Consider the following 20089-nt stretch of genomic DNA (forward strand, 5'->3'; position numbering starts at 1 on the left):
GCAGACGTATCAGGCAGGGGCAAGCTCGGTGACAACCCGGCCGCTTTCCATGCGCACCAACTGGTCGGCCACATCGAAGTAACGGTCATCGTGGGAGATCACGATGATGGTTTTGCCCAGGCGCTTGAGGTCCGGCAGTAGCTCGGTGTAGAAAATCCGGCGGAAGGTCGGGTCCTGGTCGGCCGCCCATTCATCGAACACCAGCACCGGGCGTTCTTCGAGCCAGGCATTGACCAGCGCCAGGCGCTTGCGTTGGCCGGTGGAGAGGTCGGTGGTGGTGAAATTGCCGTCCTTGACGCTGACCTTGTGCGCGATTTCCAGGCGTTGCAGGTATTTGTTGGCGTCTTCGGGGATGTGCTGATCGCCCTGGACCACGTCATCGAACAGGTAATAGTCAGCGAAGATCGTAGTGAACAACTGGCGATAGTCATCACGGTTCTGCGCATCGATCGCCTCGCCGTTGACGCGGATCTCGCCCTGTTGCGGCGTGTACAAGCCCAGCAGCAACTTGATCAGCGTGGTCTTGCCGCAACCGTTCTCGCCGACAATAAAGGTGATGTCGCCTTGCCTGATCGTCAGGTTGACCGGCCCGAGCTGGAACGGTGCGGCACCTTCGGCAGCCGGGAAGGCGAAACGCACATCGGCCAGTTTCAGTTCATGCACAGCTTGCTTGACGTTGCCCTGATCGCTGAGCAGCAAGTGCGGTTCGGGGGTGGAAAACTGCTCGGACAACTCGGCGATCCGGCGGAAGGCAATCTGCGCGCGGCTGACAATCGGCAATGTGCTGATCAAATGCTCCAGCGGGCCCTTCATATAAAGCAGCACCAGCACGAAGCCGCTCATCACGGTTTTGTCGGCGCTTGGCCAGAAAGATTGCAGCGCCAGCACCAGGCCGATGACCACGAAGAACAGCATCGAGCCGAAGGTCTTGGCGATGACGAAGGTGTTGACCGAGCGCACCTGGGTCTTGCAGATAAAGTCGGCCGTCGCCTTGATGCCTGAAACGAACATGCGCTGGCGACGCGGACGGTGGATACGTAGTTCCTTGGCGCCATCGGCAATCGCGTTGTAGTGCTTTTGCAGCTCGTCCTCAGCGTCACGGGCGGCCATGAAACCCTGCACACCTTTGCTCTGGGCGTAAGCCTGGATCGCGGTGCCGATCAGGATCGCGGCGACCATGATCAAAAACATCGGCCACGACAGGATGGCCAGGTAACCCATGCAACCCAGGGTCACGGTGAGGGAAATTGCCAGCGGGGCGAAGGCGAAGGCGAAGTCGCTGATGGTGTCGACGTCGTGGGTCAGCACGGGAATCAAGCGATGGCTGCGGTAGCGTTCGATTTGTTCGATCGGTGCCGAGAGGACTTTTTCACCGAGCTGTTTACGCAGCCTGGCGATGATGTGCTGGCCGACATAGTTGGTGCCGATGTCCGAGCAGATCGAAGTCAACAGCGCCAGCAGGCACAGGCCGGCGAACAAGGCGACGACGCCCTGGGTCAGGCCGGTGTCCGAATGCAGGGCGTTGTTGATGGTCGCCAGCAATACCGTGACGCTCAAGCCGCCGACCATGCCCAGGAAGATGGACGTGGCGACGATGAGTCGAAACGGTTTCAACAGGGCGAACAACTCGCCGATGGCGCCACGGGGAGGCTGGGTCATGGAAGACAGTTCCTTGGGTGTAAAGGCAGATACCCAGTAGAACGTCTGATCGAAGGGTTAATTTACAAGGTCGCCGACTGGCGGTGGGGACGGTAACTCCAGTCGATTAGGCACACATCTGATTTTGTAGGAGCGAGGCTTGCCCGCGAAGGCGATCTTGAGGGCCCCTTCGCGGGCAAGCCTCGCTCCTACAAAAAGCAATTCACGCGCTTACAGGTCACGCACGATACGGAACCCCATCCAGTCGCCACGCTCTTGCGGGTACTGGCTGTTGCGATTGCCGGAGCGGGAGAACACCGGCGCTTCGCCCCAGTCGTTGCCACGAATGCGCACCGCTTCGCAGTTGGCTTGTACCCACGCGCTGCCATCGGTGGGTGCGCCGACGTAGTCCGGGTGTTCGCAGTCTTCGACCCACTCGTAGACATTGCCGTGCATGTCGTACATGCCGAACGCGTTGGGTGGATAGCTGCCGACCGGCGAGCTGTAGCTGTAACCGTCCGCCGGGCCGTAGGTGTTGGCGTGTTTGCTGATGCTGTATTCCTTGCCTTCATCGAACGGGAAGGGGAAAGGACCTTTGGTGCCGCCGCGCGCGGCGTATTCGCGTTGGGCTTCGCTGACCATGTGGTACTTCTGCCCGGTCTTTTTCGAGAGCCAGGCGACGTAATTTTTCACGTCATCGAAGTTCATGCACACCGCCGGCTGGCGCGAGCCTTGCGGATAACGCGGTTTGCTGGCGACGCACTCGCGACCCGGCCGGGTGTCGCCATTGGCGATGGTCACGCCACTCTCGCGCACGTAACTGTCCCATTCACCGGCAGTGACCTGGAAACGGCTCATGGCGAATGGTTTGGCGAAGGTCACTTCGTGCATCGGACTTTCGTCGGGCTCGCGACCGACTTCATCGTCCGGCGTGCCCATGGTGAAAGTGCCGGCCGGCAATACGACCATTTCCGGGCAATCGCGGCAGTCCTTGAACACCTTGCCGGGTTGCGGGGCGGTGGCGGCTTGGGCGGCGGTTGGCAGCAGGCCGGCGATGAGGGCGGATAAGGCGAGGGCCTTGAGCGGCAGGGTTAGTGGATTACTGTTCATGAGGTGTCTCGTTCAAAGAAAAAAGCGTGGCGATAACGAAACCTGTAGGAGCCAGGCTTGCCGGCGAAGGCAATCTTGAGGCCGCCTTCGCGGGCAAGCCTCGTTCCTACACAGAAAGCGGTCTGCTCAGGCGATCTTGCTCAGCAAGACCATAAAGCGGTCGATGTGGTTTTCGGTGTTGAGCAGGCCGGGCGCGATGCGGATCACCGGGCCGACGTCGCGGTCCACCGAGTCGCAGACCACGCGGTTTTCCATCAACTGCACGGCGACTTCTTCGCAGTCGCGGTCCTTGATCCGGAAGAAGGTGAAACCGGCCGACAGGTCCGGGCTCTTTGGCGTGACCAGTTCGATCTGCGGGTGTTCCAGCAGCCGGTTTTTCGCATAAGTGTTAAGCGCGTGAATGCGCGCCTGCACCTCGGCCTTGCCCAATTCCAGGTGCAGCTTGAACGCTTCGTCCAGGGCCCAGCGGTGTTCGAAGCTGTGGTAGCCGCCCGGCGTCATGATGGTCGAGAAGGTGGTGGCTTCGGAGAAGGTCGGAATCGTCGGCGTGACGTCCTTGAGCTCAGCGGAACGGGCGCAGATGATCCCGGTGCCGCGCGGGCCGAACATCCATTTGTGGGTGCCGGTGATGAAGAAGTCGCAATGCATGTCGGGGAAGTCGAGGTCGTCGACGCCGAAACCGTGCACGCCATCGACCACATACAGGATGCGGTCCTTTTCCTCGCGATTGCGATTCTGCTCCTCCACCAGTTTGCCGATCTCTCCGATCGGCAGTTTCACGCCGCTGCCGGACTGCACCCAGGTCATGCCCAGTACGCGGGTTTCGGGACGGATACCTTTGGCGATCGCGCCCAGCACCTCATCCACCGAGACCTTGTGACTGTTCTCGAACAGTTTGAGCTTGCGCACCTTGACCCCGTCCTTTTGCTGGCGGTAACCCAAGGCGTAATTGGTGGCGTAGTGTTCGTGCTCGCTGGTGAGAATTTCCTGATCCGCGCGCACATGGATGCCGCCATAGATCAGCGACAGGCCTTCGGTGGTGCTGCCGGTCAGCGCGATTTGCTCAGGCTTGGCCTTGAGGTAGCGGCCGGCCCAGACGCGAACCTCTTGCTCGCGTTTTTCGGTTTCGCCCAGGTCCCAGTCCATCGCCAGGCCCGGGTTGCGGTCGAGGTTGGCGCGGTGGCGTTCAATCGCCTCACGCACCGGACGCGGGTGGGACGTCACCAGAAAATTGGCGAAGTGCAGGTAGTCCGGATCCTGGTCGAACAACGAGCGCAATTGCGCCCATTTGTCCTTGGGCTGTGGCGTTGGATTGGCAGCCAGCGCCTGCAGATTCACGGCAGAACTCAGTGGCAGGCCAGCGGCGAGAATACCGGCCTGCTTGAGGAATGAACGGCGGTTAGTCATGAACTCGGTTCGCTTATGCAAAGGGGGAATCAGTTTTTCGCAACCGGTTTGGACGACTTCTGCACCTGGTCCCAGACCCGCAGGAAATTCCCGCCCCAGAGCTTGGCGATATCGGCCTCGCTGTAGCCGCGACTGATCAGCTCGGCCGTCACGTTGCGCGCTTCGCTGACATCCTTCCAGCCATCCAGACCGCCGCCGTCGTTGAAGTCGGAACTGATGCCGACGTGGTCGATACCGATTTTCTTCACCGCGTAGTCGATTGCGTCGCCGTAGTCCTTGAGCGTGGCTTTCGGTTCTTCGTCGACGATGGCGTAGAGCTGGCTGGCGTACTCGCCGAAACGCTGTTCGGACCAGACGGTGATGATCGGGTCACCCGGCATCAAAGCCATTTCCAGGCCTTGCAACGGTTGCAGGTCGAAGCGTGCGCGCAGGGCGTTGAGTTTGTCCTGAGTGGCCTGGCTCAGCGGGCGGATATAGGTGGGAAAGCCGACAATCTGCACCACGCCGCCGCTGTTTTTGATCAGTTGCATTTCCTGATCGCTGAGGTTGCGCGGGATGTCCACCAGTGCACGCGGTGCCGAATGCGAGGCGACCATCGGGGTGCGGCTCAGTCGTGCGACTTGCTCCAGGGCCTTGGTCGACATCTGCGACACATCGATGATCACGCCGAGGTCGTTCAGGCGGTGCACGGCCTGCTTGCCGATCTCCGACAGGCCACCGAGGGCATCCCGCGAATCATTGAAGAACGGCAGCGGTCGAGACGAATCAGCCCAGGCGTTGTTGCCCACGTAACTGAAACCGAACATGCGCATGCCGCGAGCGGCCCACGTGTCCAGGGCGTTCAGGTCGTTGCCCAGCGGATAGGCGTTGAGCATGCTCATGAAGATCGCGAATTTGCCTTCGCCGTGCAGGCGGCGGAAATCGTCCGGGGTGTAGGCGATGGCGACCTGGTTGGGAAAGTCGCGAACCATCGTGCTGATGATTTTGTAGCGGGTTTCCTGCTCGAACCGGGCTTCGTCGACGAAACCGGCGGTCGGGCGATGCGGGGCGTTGGCGCCGTTCCAGATTTCCGGCCAGCCGAAAATCGTCAAGGCCGCGCCGGACAAGCGTCCGCGGCCAGTCTTGACCAGGTCGAATTGCCCGGTGCCATCCTTGTCCGCTTCATTGCCGGCGGTGCCGAAGTCCAGCGGGACGGTGACGTGGCTGTCGAAGGAGAGGAGGCGCTCTTGCAGCTCATCGGCCTGTTTCATCACCTTGATCGGGTAGCCGGGATTGTCTTTGAACCCGTAATCCCAGGCCGCAAAGCCTGCCCCGGCAGTGATCGCCAGGGCCAGCGGCAGGCCGATGTAAAGAGCCTTTTTCGAACGTGGTTTTGTCATTGCAATCTCAGTCAGGTTCGCCACCCCGGTGCGGGCGCAGGGGCCTTTGCTATCTGGGAAGAACGAGTGGCTGGTCAGAAAATTTAGGCGGATTCACCCGCGTTAGTGATCGTTCCCACGCTCCGCGTGGGAATGCAGCCCGGGACGCTCCGCGTCCCTTCCAAAGCCGAACGCGGAGCGTCCGTTGAGGCATTCCCACGCAGAGCGTGGGAACGATCTTTCGGGGGCACCATAAATTTTTGGAGGCAACAAACGTTCTAGCTTGGATAAAGCCTGCTTCATGGCTGACACAGGTAGGGCAATGACGATTTCTCGACGATGGTTCATGGCAGGCCTGGCGCTGACCGGCGCCGCCGTGCCTGCGGCTTTTTATGGGCATCGCGAATGGACGAAACCGGATCCGGCGATCACTCCCGGCGAAGCTTCATTCGATGTGGCGGATGTCGCAGGCCAGCATTTGGCGAACACCTTGCGGGGCGTCTGGCAGATTCGTTTCGAAGGTCGAGACGCCGGTATCGAAGGCTTGCCACGGGACGGGCTGGAACTGCTTCTCGACGTCGGCCACAAAGGTCGCGGCTTGATCGGGTTCCTCGACACCGCCCAGCGTTTGCGCTCCAGCGATGAACCGCGCTACCGGGTGCTGGGCGATCTGGCGGAAGCCAAACCGGCTGAACTGAGCTGGCGGCTGGTCAGTGCCGACGCTGCCAACGGCACGCCGGATTATGAATTCAGCATGGCCCTGGATGAAGTCTGGGCCGGTTTCGGCAATGCCGGCAGCGGTACACTCAGCGGCCGGGTGTTGAACCTCGATCGCCCGCTGATGATGACCGCGCAGGATAATCGCTTCATCGCCGTGAAGCGTGTTTTTCCCGAAGCTCGCGAGCGAACCGGTCTGAATGCACCGCTGCTGGCCTGGCTGGTTTCCGCCGAGCATCGGCTGTTTCACCAGCTCTGGCATGCCTCGCGGGACAAGTGGCACACCCTGTCCGAGGACAAGCGCAACGCCCTGCGTGGCATTGGCTGGCAGCCCGGTCCGCGGGACAACGAGCGTGATGCCCGTGGCGCGCGCAAAGATCGCAATGGTTCGGGCGTGGACTTTTTCTTCATGCACCGGCACATGCTGGGCACGGCGCGTTCGATGCAGGATTTGCCGTCCTGGCAGCACTTTCCGTTGCCGCAGCCAGAACTGGCCCGCGATCGCATCGGCTTTGCCAATTACTGCGACAACCACGACGGCACCGCGCTGCCGCCGACCTGGCAGGCCGACGACGATGCCGAGTACTCGCAATGGGTCAGCGACATCAAGACTGCCGAGACTTACCACAGCAACTTCCAGGTCTGGGAGTCGCGCTACCGTGATCCGCGTTATCTGTCCCAACTCACCCTGGGGCAGTTCGGTTCAGAGGTCGAGTTGGGGCTGCATGACTGGCTGCACATGCGCTGGGCCTCGGTGCCGCGTGATCCGTCCAATGGCCAGCCGGTGCCGTTCGCCCGGGATCCGGCAGACTTCTCCGCGCGCTGGTATGCGCCGGAAAACGACTTCCTCGGCGACCCGTTTTCCTCCCATGTGAATCCGGTGTTCTGGCATTTTCACGGCTGGATCGATGATCGTCTGGAAGACTGGTTCCGTGCGCACGAGCGCTTTCATCCAGGGGAGGTGAGTCGGCTGGAGGTCAACGGTGTGGCGTGGTTTGCGCCGGGGCGTTGGGTTGAGGTAGATGATCCGTGGCTTGGGCCGAGCACCCATGGGTGCAGCACGACGCCAGGATTGCAGACGGGCAAGTCGGTTGAGATGGACCCGGAAACAATGAAACTGGCGCTGCGCATTACCTTTGGCGAAGACGAGAAGAAACTGGCGGACCTGTTCCGCAAAGTGCCACAGCGGCCTTGGTATGCGCGGCATTTGAAGGCCAAGCCGGTTACCACTTAAGCGGGTGATACCGCGTTATCGTTCTTCGCGGGCAAGCCTCGCTCCTACAAGGGCGTCATTTATCCCTGTAGGAGCGAGGCTTGCCCGCGAAGAGGCCCTCAATAACAGAGCAAATCACCAAACCTGCCACCCACCCCCCAGCGCCTTGTACAGCGCAATACTCGCCTGTAACCGCGACAACCGCAGTTGCACACTCAAGTCCTGCGCCGCATACAGCGTGCGCTGGCTCTCCAGCACCGTCAGCAAATCCTCGGCCCCGGCCTGATAACGGCTTTGCGCAATATTGAATGCGGTCTGCGCCTGGTTCAGTTCTTCGCTTTGCCACTGGCGCTGTGCATCCAGTCCGCGAATGCTGTTGAGGGCTTTTTCCACGTCGGCGAAGCCATTGATGATCGCCCCGCGATACGTCTCCAGCCGTTCTTCCTGGCGGGCCGTGGCTTTATCGCGCTCGGCGCTCAAGCGACCATTGTTGAAGACCGGCGCAAGCAATCCGGCGGTGAGGTTGTAGAAAGGACTGCGCAGAATGTCTGCCGCCTGATCGGCTCCCGATCCCAGTTCGGCGCTCAAGGTCACCTTCGGCAACATCGCCGCGCGGGCGACGGTGACGTCGGCTTGTGCGGCGGCCAGTTGCGCTTCGGCGCGGGCGATGTCCGGGCGGCGGGTGAGCAGTTCGCTGGGCGCGCCGGCCGCGATGGTCGGCCATGACAGCTGATCGAAGCGCTCCTGACCCAGCGCCAGTTCCTGAACCGGCCGGCCGAGCAGGGCGGCCAGACCGATCAACGCGTCCTGCGCCTGTTGCTGCACCAGCGGCAATTGCCGTTGTTGCGCCGCCACCAGGCTCTTCTGCTGCGCCAGTTCCAGCGCTGTCGCAGAGCCCGAATCAAAACGCGTCTGCACCAGTTTCAACACGTTCTGAGCGTTCGCCAGGTTCAACTCGGCGATGCGACTTTGCTCGCGCAGCGACAAGGTCTGCGCGTAGGTATTCGCAACACCGCTGAGCAGCGTCAATTCCACGGTGGCCTGATCGAACTCGCTCGCCTGCAACCCGAATTGCGCGCTGTCACGGGAGGCCCGTTGACCGCCCCAGAAATCGATTTCGTAACTGGCACTGAGGCTGGCGTTGAAGTAATCGACGGCCTTGTTATCGCTGTCGGCATCGAGCTGGCTGTAACCGTTGCCGCGCAGCAGTTTTTGTCGATTGGCGTTCAGGGCACCCTTGACTTCGGGTAGCTGAGAACCGCCGGCAACCACCGTCTCGGCCTGCGCCTGGCGCACCCGTGCGATGGCGGCGGCCAGGTCGTAACTGCCGACCCGCGCCTGCTCGATCAGTTGATCCAGCTGCGGGCTGCCGAACTGCGTCCACCATTGCAGGTTGCTGCGGGTGGCGCTTTGCGTGTGCGGCGATTGCCAGGAAGAGGGCGGAGCAATGCCGCTGTCCGGGCGCTGGGCGGGCGTGCCGCAGGCACCGAGCAACAGGCAGAGGGTCAGTAAACTCAGTTGCGGCTTCATGGGGAGATCATTCACTGGTAAGGGCCGTGACCGGGTCGAGTCGGGCAGCTTTGCGGGCCGGCATGAAGCCGAAGACAACACCGGTGACCAGGGCGCAGCCGAAGGCGCCGAGCACCGCTATCAAAGAGAACGCGACGGCGACTTCGCTGAGGATCAGCACGCCGCCGACGATCAGCGCCAGGGCGATCCCGGCGAGCCCACCGACCACCGACAGCATCACCGCTTCCGTCAGAAACTGACGGAGGATGTCGCGCTGGCGGGCGCCGGTGGCCATGCGGATGCCGATCTCCCGGGTTCGCTCGCGCACGGTCATCAGCATGATGTTCATCACGCCGATCCCGCCCACCAGCAGCGAAATGGCGGCAATCGAGCCCAGCATCAACGACAGGGTGTTTTGCGTGCGCGCTTCGGCCTGGATCATCGCGGCGTTGTTGGTCAGTTCGAAATCCTTCTTGCCGTTGTGCAGGCGCAGCATCAATTGCTCGATGGCAATCTCAGTCTCCTTGACCTTGCGTGCGTCGGCGGCGGCGATGGCCACGTACTCGGGATTGTGGGTGCCAAACAGGCGCACGCTCGCGGCGGAATACGGGATGGCGATGCGGTCGTCGCTGTCGGAATCGCCCGAGCTGGCGCCTTTTTCCGCGAGTACGCCGACTACCTGGAACGGCACGTTCTCGATCAGGATGTACTGGCCGATCGGGTTGGCTACGTCCTTGAGCAACCTGGTCCGCACTTTGTGGCCAATCACCGCAACCGCCGCGGCGTTGCGCTCATCGTCCTGGGTGAAATAGTTGCCTTGCACAACCGGCCAGTTGAAAATCGCCGGGAAATTGGTGTCGTTACCGCCAACGTAGCTCAAGTGGTCGAGGTTGCCGAAGCGCACCCCGGCTTCCTGACCGTTGACCGGCATGATCCGCGTCACTTGCGGCAGGCTTCCCACCGCCGCGACGTCATCCAGGGTGACGATGCCCAACGGCGTACGCGGATTGGGTGATGAGCCGCTGAGGTAAATGATGTTGGAGCCGAAAGCACCCATTTGCGCCATCACCTGGCGTTTGCTGCCTTCGCCGACGGCGAGCATCACCACCACCGACGCCACACCGATGATAATCCCGAGCAGTGTCAGTGCCGTGCGAAAGCGGTTGATCCACATCACCCGCCACGCCGCTTGTACGGCGTCGATCAGTTCGCCTTTCCACGCGCCGGTGGCTTGCGCTCCTTCCGTCAGACGCTTGCGCAGATGCACCGCTTGCAGCGCGCCGGGGTTGGCCGAGGTTTGCGCTTCAGGGTTGTCACGAGCGCTGTCGCTGATGATCAGCCCGTCACGGATTTCGATGATGCGTTTGGCCCGGGCCGCGACTTCGCGGTCGTGGGTGATGAGGATCACCACGTGGCCCTGGCTCGCCAGTTCGTCGAGCAGGGTCATCACCTCGGCGCCGCTGTGGCTGTCGAGGGCGCCGGTGGGTTCGTCGGCGAGGATGATGTGGCCGCCGTTCATCAAGGCGCGGGCAATCGACACCCGTTGCTGCTGGCCACCGGAGAGCTGATGCGGGCGGTTACCGGTGCGCGAGGCCAGGCCGAGACGGTCGAGCAGGGCGGCGGCGCGGGCGTGGCGTTCGGCCGCCGGCAAGCCTGCATAGATGGCCGGCATCTCGACGTTTTCCTGGGCCGAGCCGGACGGGATCAGGTGATAACCCTGGAACACAAAACCAAAGGCTTCGCGGCGCAGCCAGGCAAGCTCGTCGCTGTCGAGGGCGGCGACGTTTTGCCCGGCGAATCGGTATTCGCCCGACGTGGGGCGGTCGAGGCAACCGAGGATGTTCATCAGCGTCGACTTGCCGGAGCCGGAAGCACCGACGATCGCCACGAACTCCCCGGCATGGATCGACAGGTCGATGCCGCGCAACACGTGAACTTCAGGTGAATCGCCGCCGCCGTAGGCTTTGCGAATGTCCTGCAGGTCGATCAGAGGCGTCTGCATTCAGCCGCCACTCCCGTCGGCCGGGCCGATCAGCAGGTGATCGCCTTCCTGCAAACCGTCGAGGATCTGCACCCGCAGACGATCGCTGATACCGGTGCGCACGTCGCGTTGCTGAATGCTGCCGTTTTTGGCGACGACCTGGGCGATTTGCATGTTGGCCTCAGTGCCGGCCTGCAACGCCGCGACAGGCGCAGTGAGGGTGTTTTTCGCCTGATCCGAAACGAAGAACACTTGGGTGGTCATTTCCGCCATCAACGCGTTGTCGGCGTTATCGACGTCCAGCAACACCGTATACAGCACCACACGCGCGCTGCCACTTTTGCTCGAACTGGCCGGGCTGCCGCCACCCTGGCTGGTCTGATCCAGCGGCTTGGGCGGCACTGGCAGAATTTGCCGCACGGTGCTGCTCCAGCGTCGGTTGCCACCGCTGAGGGTGGTGAACCAGGCGGTCATGCCGGGTTTGACGTGGCCGATGTCGGCTTCCGAAACCTCGGCCCATACCGTCATCGGCGACAACTTGGCGATGCGCAGAATCAGCGGTGTTTGCTGCTGGGCGTTGAGGGTCTGGCCGACCCGGGCGTCGAGTGCAACCACGGTGCCGGCCATCGGTGCGTAAATCCGCGTGTAACCGAGTTCGGCCTGATCGCTGCGCAGGCTGGCCTGGCCCTGACGGATCTGCGCCTGGAACATGTCGATGCGGGCCTGGGTGGCGCGCAGCTCGGCCTGGGCAGTTTGCACGTCTTCTTCGCGGGTTGCGCCGCCAGCCTTGAGGTTCTGTTGGCGCTGGTATTTCTGCCGGGCCAGTTCGTGCAGTGCCTGTTGTTCCTGAAGCTGCGCCTTGAGGTTCTCGATGGAGAACCGGCCGGCGTCGAGTTTGGCTTGCTGGGTGGACGGATCGATCTCCACCAGCAATTGGCCTTCCTTGACCACGTCGCCGACTTCCACGTGGATCTTCTGGATCTGCCCGGACGCCTGGGCGCCGACGTCGACATAGCGCCGGGGTTGCAGGGTGCCCAACGCGGTGACGCTGCTTTCAATGTCGCCACGGCTGACTTGCACGGTGGCGAATTTGTCCCGCCCAGGCGGGATCACTTGCCAGGCGGCGATGGCGATAACGGGGATCAGACAAAGTGCTACAAGCAGGGCGCGTCGGGTCTGTCGGGGACGTTTCATGCAGGGTTCCGGCCAATGGGTATCGGCCCGTCGTTCAACCTGCGCACATAAACCGGCGACAGCCGAACGCTGTCGGGGAGCCGACAGACACGGGGAGCTGTCCTGTAAACGAGGAAAGTAGCGGGGAATTTAGGTGCGGACACAGGTCGATACAAACAGACTGCGGGCGCTTGTGTGGCGAGGGGATTTAGCGAAACGTCGCACCGCCCCGTTAGGCTGCGGAGCGGCCCCGGCATTTCAAAGTTAAAGCGCATTAACGACTGCTTCGCAGCCTAACGGGGCGGTGCGACGTTTCGCTAAATCCCCTCGCCACAAGGTGTAGCACATGACTATTTATCGGGTAAGTCAAACCAACACTTTAAATCTATATGAGAATTACTATAAATTACGCGGCTCGAACTGCCACCATCTTGCCACTGCCTATTTCGGCGGTCGCCGAGGTGGCTCAAGGACAGAAACCGCACCCTGTGCGGCCGGGAGTCATGTTGGAAAACTACTATCGCGAGCTGGTGTGTTTCCTGAACGCCAAGCTAGGCAACCGTCAGGTTGCCGAAGATGTGGTGCATGACGCTTATTTGCGGGTGCTGGAGCGTTCCAGCGACACGCCGATCGAGCAGCCCCGGGCATTCCTTTATCGCACCGCGCTGAACCTGGTGATTGACGATCATCGGCGCAATGCCTTGCGCCAGGTCGAGTCGCTGGACGTGCTCGACAACGAAGAGCGCTACTTCACACCATCGCCGCACAACTGCCTCGATCACGGCCAGCGCCTGGAGATGCTCCAGCGTGCCTTGGCGGAATTGCCACGGCTGTGTCGCGAAAGTTTTCTGCTGCGCAAAATCGATGGCCTGTCGCACCCGGAAATCGCTGAACAACTGGGCATCTCGCGCGCGCTGGTGGAGAAGCACATCGTCAATGCCATGAAACATTGCCGCGTGCGGATGCGCCAGTGGGACGCCCATTGATCCCTTCTCTCTAAATTTTTTTTCATTGTCCTCGTTCCTACTCAACAGACGACCTGCTGTCCTGCATCAGGTCACTTAGGCTTATTCCCCTTGTTGAGGGGTTCATCCAGAGGACACTGGAAATGACACAGGCAATTGCATCGCCCATCGTTCACGACCTGATCGGCGTCGGTTTCGGCCCTTCGAACCTGGCGCTGGCCATCGCTCTGCAAGAGCGCGGGCCGAACCAGGGCGAGCTGGATGTACTGTTTCTCGACAAGCAGCCCAACTACAGCTGGCACGGCAATACCCTGTCGACCCAGAGCGAACTGCAGATTTCCTTCCTCAAAGACCTGGTGACCCTGCGCAATCCGACCAGCCCGTATTCGTTCGTCAACTACCTCAAGCATCACGGCCGTCTGGTGGACTTCATCAACCTCGGCACGTTCTATCCGTGCCGCATGGAGTACAACGATTACCTGCGCTGGGTCGCCGGCCAGTTTGAAGCCCAGAGCCGCTACGGCGAAGAAGTGCTGACCATCGAGCCGGTGCTGCACAACCAGCAGGTCGAGGCGCTGCGGGTGATCTCTCGCGACGCCACGGGGCATCAACATGTACGCACCACCCGTTCGGTGGTGGTCAGTACCGGCGGTACGCCGCGCATTCCCGAAGCGTTCAAGGCGCTCAAAGGTGACGGCCGCGTGTTCCACCACTCCCAGTACCTGGCGCAGATGGCCAAGCAGCCTTGCGTGAACAATCAGCCGATGAGCATCGCGATCATCGGTGGCGGTCAAAGTGCGGCGGAAGCCTTCATCGATTTGAACGACAGCTTCCCGTCGGTGCAGGTGGACATGATCCTGCGTGGCTCGGCACTGAAGCCGGCGGATGACAGCCCGTTCGTCAACGAAGTGTTCTCGCCGGAGTTCACCGACCTGGTGTTCCAGCAGGCGAGCAGCGAGCGCGAGCGTCTGGTCAACGAGTACCACAACACCAACTATTCGGTGGTGGACATCGACCTGATCGAACGCATCTACGGCATCTTCTATCGCCAGAAAGTCTCGGGCGTCGCGCGCCATGCGTTCCGTACTCTGACCACGATCGAAAAAGCCACCGCCACCGAGCGCGGCATCGAACTGGCGGTGCGCAACAATGCCACTGGTGAAGTCACGGTTCGCCTTTACGACGCCGTGGTCCTGGCCACCGGTTACGAACGCCAGATGCACCGCAAGCTGCTGGCGCCGCTGGAGCAGTACCTGGGTGATTTCGAGGTGGATCGCAACTACAAGCTGATCACCGACGAACGCTGCAAGGCCGGCATCTATATGCAGGGCTTCTGCCAGGCGAGCCATGGTTTGAGCGACACCTTGTTGTCGATCCTGCCGATTCGGGCGGATGAGATTGCCGGTTCCTTGTATGACCATGGAAAGAACCGTGGGCATAGCCGGTCGGTGGTGGATTTGTTGCTAGCGACTGCCAGCTAAATCTTCGGCGCCTGTCAGGCCGCCATCGCGAGCAGGCTCGCTCCCACAATGGACCTGTATTCACAGGACAAAATGTAGGAGCGAGCCTGCTCGCGAAGAGGCCCTGAAAAGCACCACAAATCTTGAAAGCTGAACCCTTCCTGAAGAACCCCGCAATTCTCCCACCACCCACCGTTCCTTCGTTTACTCTCCAGAAATCGGGGCGTAAGCTTCGCGCGTTTTCATCAATAGCGGAGACCCTCAGTGGGTACTTGTTCGAGTGACAGTAGTCGGCCGGATTCGATAACCGGCACCTTCCCGGCAAGATAACGCGCAGCCTGGCAGCGCCGTGGACATCGCCAAGGAAGCGGCCGACATCATTCTGCTGGAGAAGAGCCTGATGGTGCTGGAGGAGGGCGTGCTGGAAGGGCGCCGGACCTTCGCCAACATGCTCAAGTACATCAAGATGACCGCCAGCTCGAACTACGGCAACGTGTTCTCGGTGCTGGTGGCCAGCGCGTTCATCCCGTTCCTGCCGATGCACCTGCTGGTGCAAAACCTGCTCTACGACATTTCGCAGATCGCCATCCCGTTCGATAACGTCGATGAAGAAATGCTCGGCAAGCCGCAGCGTTGGCAGCCAGCGGATGTCGGGCGCTTCATGCTGTTTTTCGGCCCGATCAGTTCGATCTTCGACATCACCACGTTTGCCCTGATGTGGTACGTGTTCGACGCCAACACACCGGACCATCAAACCCGGTTCCAGTCCGGCTGGTTCGTGGTCGGGTTGCTGACGCAGACGTTGATCGTGCACATGATCCGCACACCGAAAATCCCGTTCCTGCAAAGCCGCGCGGCGATGCCGTTGATGGTCATGACCGGGATCATCATGGCAGTCGGGATCTTCCTGCCAATGGGGCCGTTGGCGCACTACTTCAAATCAGAGGCGCTGCCGTCGCTGTATTTCGTGTTCTTGCCGGTGATTCTGCTGGCGTACATGGGGCTGACTCAAGCGGTGAAGGGATTCTACATTCGGCGGTTTGGACGGCAGTAATTGCCGGAATCTGCAGTCATTTAGGAAAAGTCCTACAGAAACCTGTGCGCGCCTCCCGTAGCCTCGCCGCATCAAAAACCAGCCATCACACAAGAGGCTCTGATGCCGAATAAAGCCTTACGCATCCTGATCGCCGACCAGCAGCACTTTCACCGGATGAACATCGAACGGCTGTTCAATCAACTCGGCTATTACCGGGTGGCGCCGGTGCAGGGGCTTGCGCCAATGCTGACCCTGATCGAATACGGTTGCGAGCCGTTCGACCTGGTGGTCGTCAATGCCGCGCTGGCGGCAGGCGAACTGGATGTGCTCGGGTACTTCCTCAATAACCGGCAGGTTCGCCATGCACTGATTTTCGACGGCCAACGGGCGCACTTGCCGCCGATCCCGGCCTGTGAGCAACAGAAGATTCAGGTGAGCCACGCAGCGCTGCCTGATCTGCCGTGCATTCAGCGGCTGATGACGATCATTGATCCATCGCCGCAGGAGCGCGATCAGCGGTATGCCGGGTGATGGCGGTTTACCGTTCGTCGGGACTGTCATTTCTTACAGGTAGATTCTGCCTTTCCTCCATGCAACAGTCATGGCGCAGCCGTTGCGTCTACCCCGACGTTATCCCGTGGGCATTCGCTGAGTCTTTGCACAGGGAGTGGCCATGAAGTCAGTGCTGATTGTCGACGATCATCCGGTGATTCGCGCCGCACTCAAGCTTGTACTTGAACGGGAAGGTTTCAAACGGATTCATGAGGCGGCAAGTGTTGGGGAAGCGTTGACGATACTGCGTCAGCATCCGGTCGATGTGCTAATCCTGGATCTGGTGATGCCTGACGGCAGTGGGCTGGATCTGCTGGAGCGAATCAGGTCCAGCGCCTGGAAATGTGTGGTGCTGGTTTTCACCTCGCTCGATCCGCTGTTTTTCCAGGAGCGTTGCATGCGCGGTGGCGCCTTGGCGTATGTCTCGAAAACCAACAGCCTGGATCAATTGCACAAGGCGCTGCACGCGTTGATGGCGGGCTACACCTATTTCGCGCAGCTGGTTTCCAGCCCGATGAACCCGCTGCAACACAGTGAAAAAAAGATGATCGACTCGCTTTCCAACCGAGAGATGAACATCTTGCAGCACCTTGCCCGAGGCCTCTCCAACAAGGCGATCGCCAAAGCCATGAACCTGAGCCACAAAACCGTCAGCACCTACAAAACGCGTTTGATCATAAAACTAAGGGTCGTGGCGGCGGTGCATCTGCGCGATTTCGCCATACGCAATCACCTGATCTGAGTGCGCCCGATCGTGCATATCTTGCTTCTGATCCTGATGGTGTGCCTGGTGCCCCCGGCGTTGGCCTCGATCGCCGGCGAGCCTGAGCGCTTGCAGCTGCTGGGGCGTTCCACAGTGGAAGGGTACGAGGTCCCTCTGGAGAAACAGGACCGCCAATGGCTGCGCAACAAGCGTGTGTTGCGCGTCGGGGTGAGCGGGCCGGACTACCCGCCGTTCGAGGTGACGCGCAATCACGATGAGCTGGAAGGCATCACCGCCGATTACACCGCGCTGGTCGCGCAACTGCTGAACGTGCAGATCGAGGTGCTGCGTTATGTCACGCGTGAAGCGGCCATGGAGGCGCTGAAGTACGGCGGACTGGATGTGCTCGCGACCTCGAACAACTTCGAACTGGCCGACCCTGAGCTGACCCTGTCCAGTGCTTATGCTGAAGATCAGCCGATGCTGGTCACCCGCCTGGACGAGCGCATGCCCTTGGATCTGGCGGGCAAACGTATTGCCATGGCCGATGACTACCTGCCGGCGCAGACGGTTGAATCGTTCTATCCCGAGGCCAGCCTGCAACGTTATCCGTCAGCGCTCGATGCGCTCGGGGCGGTAGCGTACGGGCAGGATGACGTGTACCTCGGGGACCTCATCAGCGCCAATTACCTGATCAACAACAACTACCTCAATGACGTTCAACTGATGGGGCCGTCGGGCCTCGACGCTAACCCGTTCGGCTTTGCACTGGCTCGGGACAACCTGCCGCTGAAGGACCTTATCGACAAGGCGCTGGCGGCGATCCCCTTGGAGCAGCGCTCGGTCATCGAGCAGCGCTGGAGCGCTGGCAGGGCGAAAGTGGCCGGACAGCAGCGCGTGAGTCTGAGTGAGAGTGAACAGCGTTGGCTGGATCAGCATGCGACGGTGAACGTGGGCGTCGTCGGGGACTTTGCGCCGTTGACGTTCTACGATGCCGAGGGGCGATTCAGTGGGTTGACGGCGCAATTGCTGACGCTGATCAGCCAGCGCAGTGGTTTGAACTTTAATGTGTTACGAGGGCAAACCCTGGACCAGCAGATCCAGCGACTCAGAGCCGGCGAGATCAAGCTCTTGCCCACCATCATCCCCATGACCAAAGACGTCACCGGATTGCACTTTACCCGGTCCTATATGGCCCATCCGTATACGCTGGTCAATGCAACAACCCCCGGTAGCCCGACGACGCTGGACGATCTGGCCGGTAAACGCCTGGCGATTTATCCCCGTCATCCGATGCGTGCGTTCATTCAGGCGCGGGCGCCGCAGGTGCAGATGGTGGATGTTCAAAACCCGGCCGAAGGTCTGGAGTTGGTGGCGAAAGGACACGCGGATGCCGCGCTCAGTTCATTGTTCATGACCCGTTACCTGATTACCCGGTATTACCAGGGACGTTTACGGATCAGCAGCACCGTGGGCGATGAACCTGCGCGCATCGCCATGGCAACCGGCCGTGATGAACCGGAGTTGCACTCGATATTGAACAAGGCGCTGCTGAGCATTTCGCCCGAGGAAATGGACGATCTGGTCGCTCGCTGGAGCAATGATGTGGTGGTGGATGACAGTTATTGGCTGCGTCATCGCCAAGATATTTTGCAGGCGTTTACCGCGGCCGCGGCGTTGTTGATGCTGGCCCTTGGATGGATCGCCTGGCAGCGTCGGCAGATTCGCCAGCGCCAGCAGTGGATGCAGCAGTTACAGGTGGCCAAGGATGCGGCGGACGATGCCAACCGTGCCAAAACCACGTTTCTGGCGACCATGAGCCATGAAATCCGCACGCCGATCAATGCCCTGATCGGCTTTCTGGAAATGGCCTGGAAGCGTGCAGAAGTGGGCGTCGCTGATCGCGTCTCCCTCGAAGTCGCCTCCACGGCTGCGCAGCAGTTGCTGGCGTTGATCGGCGACATTCTGGACATCGCGCGTATTGAGTCCGGGCATTTATCGCTGACCCCCGAACGCGTCAATCTGCGTGATCTGGTGGCGTCGGTGTGCCGGGTCTTTGAAGGACTTGCCCGGGAAAAGCACCTGGCGTGGCGCGTCGATCTGGACCCGCGCAGTGATCGCGCAGTGTTGATCGACCCCACACGCTTCAAGCAAGTGCTGTCCAATCTTTTGAGCAATGCGATCAAGTTTACCTGCGAAGGCGAAGTGAGCCTGACGCTTTGGGTCATACCCGGTACGTTGGGGTACCTGGCGGTGAATGTGCGCATTGAAGACAGTGGCATTGGCATCAGTGCGACCGACCAGCAGCGGTTGTTCAGTCCGTTCGTTCAGGCCGGCAACAGCCAGCAATCCGCCCGCAAGGGATCCGGGCTGGGGTTGGTGATCAGCCGCACGTTGTGCGAAATGATGGGCGGCCGGCTGGTGCTGCGCAGCGTCCTCGGACGGGGTTCGCAGGTCGAGATCAGCCTGTCGCTGATCGCATTGAAACCGCTGCCTGCCGATGAATCGGTGAACAGGACGGTGGTGCAGGTCCCCACGCGGCCGCTGACGGTTCTGGTGGTTGATGATTACCCGGCCAACCGCTTGTTGCTCTCAAGTCAACTGAGCTACCTGGGGCATCGCGTGATGGAGGCCGAGGATGGCGGGCAAGGGCTGGAACTGTGGCGGGCACACGAGTTTGATGTGGTCATCACTGACTGCAATATGCCAAAACTCAGCGGTTATGAATTGACTGGCGCGATACGCGATGAAGAGCGCGCGCAAGGCCTGCCGCCGACGCTGATTCTGGGTTTTACCGCCAATGCGCAGCCTGAAGAAAAGGTCCTGTGCCTTGAAGCGGGTATGGACGACTGCCTGTTCAAACCCATTCGGCTGGCGGACCTGAGTGGGTGGTTGGCTGGCCGGTTTGCAGAGACGACGAGCAAACAACCCTCATCGTCAGAAATCGACCTGAGTGAGTTGGAGCAGTACGTCGGTGAAGACCGGACGTTGATCAATCAATTGCTGCGCGAACTGGCAGTGACCAATCGGGAGGACCGTGAACATCTGCTTCAAGCCCACGCTGGCAACAATCTCCCCGTTCTGCAAGACCTGGTGCACCGCATCAAGGGCGGTGCGCGCATGGTCCGGGCCCAACGGCTGATCGAGTGTTGTGAAGCGCTGGAACGTGCCTGCGGCGAGGGTCGCGCGGCATTGATCGACGAGGCCGTCGATCAATTGCAGGACGCAATGCGAAGTCTCGATCAGAGCCTTGAGCAGAGCTGACGC

At 60.9% G+C, this 20089-nt stretch carries 13 protein-coding genes and 1 pseudogene; 7 read left to right on the forward strand and 7 right to left on the reverse strand.

From position 1 onward, the window contains the following. Window positions 1-9 precede the first annotated feature (9 nt). The 4 genes from ACYZTM_RS25060 to pvdM all read right to left on the reverse strand — a co-directional run bounded on the left by ACYZTM_RS25060 (window position 10) and on the right by pvdM (window position 5534). Window positions 10-1659, reverse strand: coding sequence for a cyclic peptide export ABC transporter (locus ACYZTM_RS25060; protein WP_461985195.1), 1650 nt, complete (start codon window positions 1657-1659; stop codon window positions 10-12). A 210-nt stretch (window positions 1660-1869) separates the two neighbouring features. Next, window positions 1870-2748: a dihydropyoverdine dehydrogenase gene (pvdO, locus tag ACYZTM_RS25065; protein WP_131059837.1), complete on the reverse strand. Its 879-nt coding sequence runs from the start codon at window positions 2746-2748 to the stop codon at window positions 1870-1872. Between the two features lie 126 nt (window positions 2749-2874). Beyond that, complete coding sequence (gene pvdN, locus ACYZTM_RS25070; protein ID WP_461985198.1) at window positions 2875-4155, reverse strand: pyoverdine-tailoring periplasmic protein PvdN; 1281 nt, start codon at window positions 4153-4155, stop codon at window positions 2875-2877. A 29-nt stretch (window positions 4156-4184) separates the two neighbouring features. After that, the gene (gene pvdM, locus ACYZTM_RS25075) at window positions 4185-5534 is read right to left on the reverse strand and encodes a pyoverdine-tailoring dipeptidase-like protein PvdM (RefSeq protein ID WP_461985200.1); all 1350 of its coding nucleotides are present in this window, start codon (window positions 5532-5534) and stop codon (window positions 4185-4187) included. 301 nt (window positions 5535-5835) lie between these two features. Between pvdM and pvdP the strand changes: the two genes are divergently transcribed. Then, window positions 5836-7464, forward strand: a complete 1629-nt coding sequence (pvdP, locus tag ACYZTM_RS25080; protein ID WP_461985202.1) for a pyoverdine maturation tyrosinase PvdP — start codon at window positions 5836-5838, stop codon at window positions 7462-7464. A gap of 114 nt (window positions 7465-7578) precedes the next feature. Here pvdP and ACYZTM_RS25085 read toward each other — a convergent pair whose 3' ends face one another. The 3 genes from ACYZTM_RS25085 to ACYZTM_RS25095 are packed head-to-tail and all read right to left on the reverse strand — an operon-like array spanning window position 7579 to window position 12127. Continuing rightward, window positions 7579-8973 (reverse strand): efflux transporter outer membrane subunit, encoded by a 1395-nt coding sequence (locus tag ACYZTM_RS25085; protein ID WP_461985204.1) that lies wholly within the window; start codon window positions 8971-8973, stop codon window positions 7579-7581. Between the two features lie 7 nt (window positions 8974-8980). Continuing rightward, window positions 8981-10954 carry a MacB family efflux pump subunit gene (locus ACYZTM_RS25090; protein WP_461985206.1) on the reverse strand — a complete coding sequence of 658 codons (1974 nt, stop codon included), beginning with the start codon at window positions 10952-10954 and terminating at the stop codon, window positions 8981-8983. Next, a complete protein-coding gene (locus tag ACYZTM_RS25095) occupies window positions 10955-12127 on the reverse strand; it encodes an efflux RND transporter periplasmic adaptor subunit (RefSeq protein WP_131059843.1) in 1173 nt (390 codons plus the stop codon). Between the two features lie 482 nt (window positions 12128-12609). On the opposite strand from ACYZTM_RS25095, the gene ACYZTM_RS25100 reads away from it, so the two are divergent. The 6 genes and pseudogenes from ACYZTM_RS25100 (at window position 12610) to ACYZTM_RS25125 (ending at window position 20086) form a co-directional block, all read left to right on the forward strand. After that, entirely contained in the window at window positions 12610-13092 is a 483-nt protein-coding gene (locus ACYZTM_RS25100; protein ID WP_131059844.1) for a sigma-70 family RNA polymerase sigma factor, read from the forward strand. A gap of 122 nt (window positions 13093-13214) precedes the next feature. Then, complete coding sequence (locus ACYZTM_RS25105) at window positions 13215-14552, forward strand: lysine N(6)-hydroxylase/L-ornithine N(5)-oxygenase family protein (RefSeq protein ID WP_131059845.1); 1338 nt, start codon at window positions 13215-13217, stop codon at window positions 14550-14552. Window positions 14553-14874: 322 nt separating this feature from the next. Then, window positions 14875-15585 (forward strand): annotated as a pseudogene (locus ACYZTM_RS25110) (cation transporting ATPase C-terminal domain-containing protein); the annotation flags it as partial. Between the two features lie 102 nt (window positions 15586-15687). Beyond that, entirely contained in the window at window positions 15688-16098 is a 411-nt protein-coding gene (locus ACYZTM_RS25115) for a response regulator (protein ID WP_131059846.1), read from the forward strand. 142 nt (window positions 16099-16240) lie between these two features. Beyond that, the gene (locus ACYZTM_RS25120; RefSeq protein WP_461985209.1) at window positions 16241-16861 is read left to right on the forward strand and encodes a response regulator; all 621 of its coding nucleotides are present in this window, start codon (window positions 16241-16243) and stop codon (window positions 16859-16861) included. 36 nt (window positions 16862-16897) lie between these two features. Continuing rightward, window positions 16898-20086 (forward strand): ATP-binding protein, encoded by a 3189-nt coding sequence (locus ACYZTM_RS25125; protein WP_461989203.1) that lies wholly within the window; start codon window positions 16898-16900, stop codon window positions 20084-20086. Window positions 20087-20089 lie beyond the last annotated feature (3 nt).

The organism is Pseudomonas sp. MDT2-39-1, from assembly GCF_054898085.1.

Coding starts and splice junctions, on each gene's coding strand:
- ACYZTM_RS25060 (WP_461985195.1), bottom strand. CDS start 1,659: ATGACCCAGCCTCCCCGTGGCGCCATCGGCGAGTTGTTCGCCCTGTTG.
- pvdO (WP_131059837.1), bottom strand. CDS start 2,748: ATGAACAGTAATCCACTAACCCTGCCGCTCAAGGCCCTCGCCTTATCC.
- pvdN (WP_461985198.1), bottom strand. CDS start 4,155: ATGACTAACCGCCGTTCATTCCTCAAGCAGGCCGGTATTCTCGCCGCT.
- pvdM (WP_461985200.1), bottom strand. CDS start 5,534: ATGACAAAACCACGTTCGAAAAAGGCTCTTTACATCGGCCTGCCGCTG.
- pvdP (WP_461985202.1), top strand. CDS start 5,836: ATGACGATTTCTCGACGATGGTTCATGGCAGGCCTGGCGCTGACCGGC.
- ACYZTM_RS25085 (WP_461985204.1), bottom strand. CDS start 8,973: ATGAAGCCGCAACTGAGTTTACTGACCCTCTGCCTGTTGCTCGGTGCC.
- ACYZTM_RS25090 (WP_461985206.1), bottom strand. CDS start 10,954: ATGCAGACGCCTCTGATCGACCTGCAGGACATTCGCAAAGCCTACGGC.
- ACYZTM_RS25095 (WP_131059843.1), bottom strand. CDS start 12,127: ATGAAACGTCCCCGACAGACCCGACGCGCCCTGCTTGTAGCACTTTGT.
- ACYZTM_RS25100 (WP_131059844.1), top strand. CDS start 12,610: ATGTTGGAAAACTACTATCGCGAGCTGGTGTGTTTCCTGAACGCCAAG.
- ACYZTM_RS25105 (WP_131059845.1), top strand. CDS start 13,215: ATGACACAGGCAATTGCATCGCCCATCGTTCACGACCTGATCGGCGTC.
- ACYZTM_RS25115 (WP_131059846.1), top strand. CDS start 15,688: ATGCCGAATAAAGCCTTACGCATCCTGATCGCCGACCAGCAGCACTTT.
- ACYZTM_RS25120 (WP_461985209.1), top strand. CDS start 16,241: ATGAAGTCAGTGCTGATTGTCGACGATCATCCGGTGATTCGCGCCGCA.
- ACYZTM_RS25125 (WP_461989203.1), top strand. CDS start 16,898: ATGGTGTGCCTGGTGCCCCCGGCGTTGGCCTCGATCGCCGGCGAGCCT.